2 protein-coding genes and 1 pseudogene are annotated in these 7,245 nt (G+C 56.1%); 2 read left to right on the top strand and 1 reads right to left on the bottom strand.

Going from position 1 to position 7,245, the window contains the following annotated elements; genetic code table 11:
* The coding region (locus tag DFR48_RS21560; protein WP_147273565.1) for a transposase at nt 1–293 on the bottom strand (293 nt) is incomplete at its 3' end.
* 107 nt (nt 294–400) lie between these two features.
* Here DFR48_RS21560 and DFR48_RS21555 point away from each other — a divergent pair.
* Nucleotides 401–5,890 carry a P-loop NTPase gene (locus DFR48_RS21555; protein ID WP_114365278.1) on the top strand — a complete coding sequence of 1,830 codons (5,490 nt, stop codon included), beginning with the start codon at nt 401–403 and terminating at the stop codon, nt 5,888–5,890.
* Nucleotides 5,891–6,052: 162 nt separating this feature from the next.
* Nucleotides 6,053–7,241 (top strand): annotated as a pseudogene (locus DFR48_RS21550) (IS3 family transposase).
* Nucleotides 7,242–7,245: the final 4 nt, after the last annotated feature.

The following is a 7,245-nucleotide window of genomic DNA, read 5'->3' as shown; positions in this document are numbered from 1 at the left end:
GCGAAATAAGCGGACGCTTTGCGCAGTATCTCATTGGCCTGCCGAAGCTCGCGGTTCTCCCGCTCCAGAGCCTTCATCTTCTCGGCCACATCGCTTGGGAGCCCAGGCCGGGAACCATCGTCAACTTCCGCCTTCTTCACCCATTCATTGAGCGTCTGCGCCGTGCAGCCGATCTTGGCGGCGATCGAGGAAACCGCTGCCCATCGCGAGGAATATTCGCCTTGGTGATCCAAAACCATCCGCACCGCACGCTCACGGACTTCAGGTGAAAATTTGTTCGTTGTCTTGCTCATATCGGCTCCACTTTCTCAGAAGTTGGAGCCTCCGGCAAACTCGGCGCGGTTCAGTCTTGAGCCTTCGGTGACTCAACTGTAAATTAAGTGACCTTGGGAGCGAAAACATGTCGGTGCGATTGATTGACTTCCCGCCGGAACTGGCTCGTTTTGAGTATCTGGCGAAGATTGCGTTTGAACGATGGGCTCCCGAGGGTGAGGTTGCTTTCCGCCGCCTGAGACAGGGCGTATCAGGCGCTGCCGTCGTACGAGTGGACATTAGGCCCACGTCGACAGGTCCGATCCCTTCAGGGGAGTACATACTAAAGCTCACTGAACCTCCGACCTGGGGTGACCAGGAAACTGAAGACGTTTGTCACAAGCGAGCATTTGCATTTGCCGATGAATTTTCTCGCTCCCATGTTCCAGCGCTGGCCGCAATCGAGCACATTGAACCTTCCAGCGCGTCCGATGGAGAGCTCGAAGCTCAGGACGCGGCCGATGATGTGTCTGTTGAGACCGGCGGGTCCGCCGTTCTCTTTGAGATAGCTGGGGGAAGCCTCGAACGGTTTGCTCCAATGGACAGCCTGGGATTGGACTACGCTGAGAGCGTTGCGCGATCTCTGGCGTACGAAATTGCGCGGAATTGGAGTGCCGCAAACCCGCACCGCAGCCTTCCCGCTGCTGAAGTCTTGCGCGACTGGCTTGGATATCGCGTTGATCCGGAGGCCGGAAAAGGTCTGCGAGAATTCGTGGACGGGCATCTTACCGCCGCCGCCTCATATACGTATGGAAGCCGAAGGCTAATCGACCCCCTGGCATTCTATGAGTTGTGTTTATCTACCCTCAAGACCCCGATCTATGTAATTGATGGTCTTTGTCACGGCGACCTGCACGGTGGAAACGTACTACTCCATCGACGCGATCCAGAGACGAAGGCATTTTGGCTTATTGATTTCGGCCTTTCTCGCGAGGCGCCAATCGGGTTTGACCAAGCCTATCTGGAAATGTCGTGGCTTGTCTCAGCCTCTCGGATGATGTCGGAAGTGGATGTCGTTGACTTCATTGACGCTGTCAACAAGGGAGAAAACGTCTTTCGGCTGCGCGATGCGTCGACAAGAAGCCTCGGTCGGTGCGTACGATCTCTTCGAGATGGTCTCGGCACCTGGGTTCAGGAATTTCAGCTTCGCCGACAAGACGACGTCTCCAAACAGCTGCTGTTGGCGAGAATAGCGGCTGGCCTAAATTGGGCCAACAAGTCAAAGCTCGACGAACAGTCGCGGATGGTTGCACTGACCTATGCCTCACTGGCAGTGGAAGAGTATCTTCGCGAGTATCACAGCGAACAATACATCGCACTGTTGTCAGCCCAATCCAGCGCGCGGGCAGAGGGTGAAGTCGAGTTGATCACAGAGACCGACATCGCACTCTGGAATGAATTAGTAGCCGCCTGCCATCACTTCGACGCAGCGTCCTACCGCTATGTTTTGATCGCGGATACTGACATTGCAGACGGTACTACCACCGGGTTGGGCTCAATACCATTCTCAGCAATCTTCGACCTGGACCCAAAATCGGATGAGAAGGGTCTCCACGCGAATACCGCAGCTGTGGTTGGGCAGCAGCGTGGAGTGCATACTTTCGATGACGATTTCCCAACGCTTGATTGGCGACGGGGAACAGCATGGATGATGGCAGGGGGATGGAAGCGCAGAGGGACCCTATTCGACGACGATCAGTGGCGATTTCAGCGCCACAAGGTTGTTCGCGCTTTTGCGGAGCAAGTTGCAAAGAGCTTCGATCCGTATCCTACCGTCGTCTTCGTCGTTCCAGGGCAGAACAAGAGCTATCGGCTAACAAAGACAATTGAAGCGGTCGACGAGGCCTTGTCCGGCCGAGCCTACTTTATTGTGGTAGATAAACTTGATGGCGCTGTGGAGATCAAGAACCGCGTCGATATTCGCCTCTCGCGGCAAAAGTTTCTGGCGCTGCTCTCGCGCCACTCCGAACGATTTGGAGTGTCTGACGCCCCCCAGCTTCCGGCCGGCAATGGCGCCTGGACAGAAATTCCCTATGAGCAACTCCGAGTTATTGAAGAGAATTTGGAGATCCTTCACTCGAGGATTTTGCTCGAAGAAGAGCCGATCAGCGACAGTAACGCCAGCAGCTTTTGGCGAGGCCGCCCTCCTTCATGGCGGGAACTCGACGCTGGAATGGATGTGACTCGGACCATCAACCAACGACTTGTGGTTTCCTTGCGCGAGCGACTGGCCGCAAGAAGGACTGAGACGGTTTTGCTCTACCATACGCCTGGATCTGGTGGCACGACTGCTGCACGCCGCGCCGCGTGGGACCTTCGCGGCGAGTACCCCGTTGCAGTGCTCCGTTCCGCTACCCGAGGCGTCGCTGATCGCGTCCGCGAACTCTACCAGGCTACCCAGCAACCAATACTCGTCATAGCGGACGCTAGCATCCTTGGGGAAACCGCGAGAGAGGACTTATACCGCGCTCTCCGGGACTACAATGTCCCCGCCGTGATGCTCTACATCCGGCGCAGCCTTTCACTCTTACGACACGGAGAGAATTTGATCATCTCCGATCCAATGAACGCCGAAGAGTGTTTGCGCTTTCAAAGCACCTATTTGGGGCTGGTCGAAGACCAGAATATCAAGGCACGCCTTCAGTCAATCGGTGGCGACCCAAAGAACGAACGCTTTAGAATTCCATTTTTCTACGGCCTCGTAGCGTTTGAGCGAGAGTTCGAGTCCATTGACCGATATGTCGACGTCCACCTCGGGGATACGCGCGGTCGTGCGCGAGAGATAATTGAACTTCTATCGTTCGCCACTCTGTACACGCCGATTGGACTTCCAAAGAGCCTAATTGCCACGCTCTGTGGCGTGTCACCAGAAACTGAGGTTGGAGTTGATGCACTTCTCGGTGTCGGTGCTAGCCGCCTGCTAGTCGAGAGGGATCGTGGTTACCGCATGATCCATCAGTTGATTGCAGAGGAGTGTCTCAATTGGTCATTTTCAACCAAGGGAAACGGGTGGCGATCACACCTAAAAGACCTGTCAATTCGCTTTGTGAAGGAAATCGTCGGTATCTCAGGTCCAGACTCAGAATTCACTACTGCGCTCCTGCGAAGCATATTCATCGACCGAGTTGCTGGCGAGGTCGAGGACATTAAGGATCGCAAGAGGTTTGCTCCGGTCATCGAGGAACTCGACGACCTCATCGGACCTCCTCACGGTCATCAAGTCCTCCGCACGCTAACAGAATTGTGCCCCGATTATCCGCACTTTTGGACGCACCGGGCAAGACACCACATCTATCGTTTGCGTGGTGGATCCGACACCGCTGAGGAATATCTTGAGCGCGCCGTATCATTGGCGGGTTCAGACCCAATTCACCATCACGTCTATGGCCTGGCGCTCGGATATCGTATCCGGAACATGCTTCGGTCAGACCGAGGGGCGGCGGCGGACGCGATCGTAGATCGATTGGGTCCTTACTATCGGAAAGCAACCGATGAATTCCGAACCGCGCGGAAGTTGGACCCTGACGGCCCTCATAGCTACATCACAAATGTGCAGCTGGCGATTGCAGTATGTGCGGACATAAAACGCAGATTGGGCCTGAAGAGCATCGCCGATGTTCGCTTCTCGCCTCATCCGGAAGTGGGTCCGTTCGTAGATGAGTGCATGTCCGAGGCAGAAGCTCTTCTGCGTGAAGTAAATAGTCTTTACGGCACTCTCTCGGTGTCGCAAGGCAAGTATATCGCGATTTGCCGGCGTGGCCTCCGCCTCCTCTACGATGACTACAACGAGGCCATCCGGGTACTCGAACGGATCGACGCCGAAGGGCTTGGTGACCATCATGTCCGTCGCGTCTTGGTGAACACATACCTTGGACGGCGGCAGCGCCGTTGGGGGGCGATGTCTCCGTCGGAAACGAGGCGTGTCGTCGAACTTCTCCGCCGAAATCTCGACGCCGGGGATCGGCATGATGATGACTACCGTCTCTGGTTCGAGGGCTATCGCCTACTGCCCGAGTTCGATGCGATCGAGTGCCTCGACCGGCTGCTAGTCTGGGGCAACGAGTCGATCTCCTGGCGTCCATCCTACTACATCTATGTCATCCAGTTTCTTAGGTGGCTCAATCGGGATGGAAGCTCGCTTGAGGAAATGGACCGCGCCTTGTTGCGATGCAAGCAGCTCCTCGTAGGAAGGAGGTCAACATCTGAGTTTTGGCTTGGACGCCAGGGCGAGCGTTGGCTCTTGGTGCACGAGGGGGATTTGGGCGATTGGGATAGCGCCAACGAGGATAGAGACCAGCGTTTTTGGAAGAATCCAGCTCCACTCTCGCGCCTAAATGGCCAAATAGATAAGCGTATCGATGGACCGCAGGCGGGAGCAATTTGGATCGATGCGTCAGTTCGAGCCTTCTTCGTTCCCGGAAGAAAGTTTTCCGCCCACCGAGACGAGAATAAGCCCGTAAACTTCTATGTCGGGTTCAGTCCGGAAGGTTTGCGAGCTTGGTCCGTAGAGCCAGGTCTCAGTGTTGGTGGCGATCGCCACCAGGACGCACCCGTAGGAGTCGTCAGGGCCGCCGAAACGTCAGACATCCCTCCTCAATCGAGAGAGGTTGGTTTTGGGGCAGACGCGGTTATGGCCTCGAGACTCTCGACCTTCGCGCGCGATCTTGCTACTGGCGCTTCGGAAAGTGAGCGAGCGCTGACTGCCAGGGAGCTCGCGCTGCGCGTCGACGCCTACCTAGGCTTGGAGGGGGCGTTCGACAAGGTACCTCTAGAGGAACTGTTTCCGCCAAAGAACTTCTCGCTGAGGCGGGAAGGAGACGAGACGTTTGTAGAAGCCAGACGCGCGAAGGCTTCAACCGAGTCTGTGGAAATGACCGGCTATATCAATCGAGTTTTTGACGAGCGCCGCATGGTCAGTGTGATCAGCTCAGAGGGAAAGACATGGTTGATCTCGTATGACGTCTTCGTTCCGGACGAAGTGGAGCGCATTTCTAGCCAGCTACCTGTGCTAGCTACGGTGCAGCAGCGAGGGCATAGCACGTTAGTGTCCTCTGCCAGAATTGTTGACGATCGGGTGTTCATAGCTGGTGCCGGACTGCTCGATCGGGATGGGCTTTGGAACCACCTTCATCGTCGGTACACCGAGTTACCACGGCACGAGCTAACCCCTGCTAGGCTCTTGAGCGGGATATTCCCTAGGTGGCGCTGCTACGAGATGCTCTCTTGTGAGAATTTTCGTGGACTGATTTCTCTGATGTCAGGTGCAAACGATATAGATATCACCACCCTGAGCCCCCGCCCAAGTCCGCCGCCAATGTCTGTTCGTCCCGACAAACCTTCGGATGCGCCGTCCCCCGAGAACCTACGTATGTTTGTGGAAAGCGTCGCGGCGGAAATGGACCATGGAAAGGGCGTCCTTCTGGCAAGCCTTGGCTCGCGCCTTTCGGAAAAACGACCCGGATGGAAGCACGAACTCAAGGCCGCCCGCCATCGAAACCTGACCTCTTTACTGCAGACAAGTCTGAGGTATTCGGTGGAGGGGACAGGGCCAACAACTATGCTCAGAGCAAAGAACTAGCCGCAGATCTTCATACGCGGCATCGCAAAAAGCCTCCCAAATCATACCCTGACGCGCAGATTTTTCGATCTCAATTTCGGCGCTATGAAACAGACGCTCATGACCTGCCACTGAAAATTTCCTCCAGAATGGATTAGAGCCCGGCCCATTGAGGACGGACACATGAAGAAGCAGAGATTTACAGAAGAGCAGATTATTTTGGTGCTGAAGGAGCAGGAGGCGGGCGCGAAGGTGGCCGACTTGTGCCGCAAACACGGGATTTCAGACGCGACCTTTTATAACTGGAAAGCCAAATACGGCGGCATGGAAGTCTCCGAGGCGAAGCGACTGAAGGCGCTCGAAGAGGAGAATGCCAAGCTGAAGAAACTGCTGGCCGAACAGATGCTGGATGTGGCCGCACTCCGCGAGCTTCTCGCAAGAAATGGTAGGGCCTGCCGCCAAGCGTGACACCGTTGCGCATCTGAGGGACATTATGGGTCTTTCGGAACGGCGGGCCTGCCAGATTGTGTCGGCTGATCGCAAGATGATCCGCTATCGGTCCTGCCGACCGCCGGAAGTCGAGCTGCGAACGAAGCTGCGCGATCTGGCCAATGAGCGGCGGCGTTTCGGATACAGACGACTGTTCATTTTGCTTCGGCGTGAAGGAGAGCTGTCCGGCGTCAACCGCATCTACCGGCTGTATCGGGAGGAGGGTCTTTCCGTTCGCAAGCGCAAAGCCAGACGGCGTGCCGTGGGTACGCGTGCGCCGATCCTGGTCGAAGCCAAGGCTAATGCCCGCTGGTCTCTGGATTTTGTCCACGACCAGTTCGCCTGCGGACGACGATTTCGGGTGCTCAATATCGTCGATGATGTGACACGTGAATGTCTGGCGGCAATCCCCGATACATCAATCTCGGGACGTCGCGTTGCCCGAGAGCTGACAGCACTCATCGAACGACGCGGCAAGCCCGGCATGATCGTTTCCGACAACAGCACGGAACTCACCTCGAATGCAATCCTCGCCTGGTCGAAGGACCACAAGGTCGAGTGGCACTATATCGCGCCGGGAAAGCCTATGTAGAACGGCTATGTTGAGTCCTTTAATGGCCGGATGCGCGACGAGTTGCTCAACGAAAGTCTGTTCTTCGGCCTCGATCATGCTCGTAGTGCCATTGCCGAATGGGCCGACGATTATAACAATTTCCGGCCACACTCGTCGCTCGGATACCAAACCCCGGCAGTCTATGCCGGGACCATCGCCGCAACCGGCTCCAACGCTGCGCAAGATGAAAGCTACGCGTTTCCGCCGGTTGCTACCAACGCGCCATTTGGCGTATCAGAAAACGCTGGACCTCTAATCGCAGCCGGATGACAGC

This window comes from Ciceribacter lividus (assembly GCF_003337715.1).
In the GTDB taxonomy this organism is placed as follows: Bacteria; Pseudomonadota; Alphaproteobacteria; order Rhizobiales; family Rhizobiaceae; genus Allorhizobium; species Allorhizobium lividum.
The sequence above is the reverse complement of the archived record's forward strand: the minus strand, read 5'-3'. Positions and strand labels throughout refer to the sequence as shown.

What these genes read in the sequence shown, in the direction of transcription:
- DFR48_RS21555 (WP_114365278.1), top strand. Translation starts at nt 401, where the DNA reads ATGTCGGTGCGATTGATTGACTTCCCGCCGGAACTGGCTCGTTTTGAG.